Consider the following 230-nt stretch of genomic DNA (forward strand, 5'->3'; position numbering starts at 1 on the left):
GCTAAAATACTATCTTCAAGTTTATCTCTTAAACGGCGAATATGTGAGTCTTCAAATTCAAGCATAGTGTTCGCAATACGCAAAGCTTCTGCCATAGCAACTATATAAGGCACATTTAATGTACCACTTCTTCTACCTCCCATATGCTCTCCGCCATGCAAAAGAGGGGTGAGCTTAAGACCTTTTTTGATAAAAAGTCCGCCTACGCCTTTTGGCCCATGGAATTTATG

1 protein-coding gene is annotated in these 230 nt (G+C 40.4%); it reads right to left on the minus strand.

Translation table 11 applies throughout. The features are described 5' to 3' along the window. A partial coding sequence (locus ELQ11_RS09880) for an aminotransferase class V-fold PLP-dependent enzyme (RefSeq protein WP_134225312.1) occupies nucleotides 1-230 on the minus strand: 230 nt, incomplete at both ends.

The organism is Campylobacter sp. US50a (genome assembly GCF_004379015.1).
Classification (GTDB): domain Bacteria; phylum Campylobacterota; class Campylobacteria; order Campylobacterales; family Campylobacteraceae; genus Campylobacter_D; species Campylobacter_D jejuni.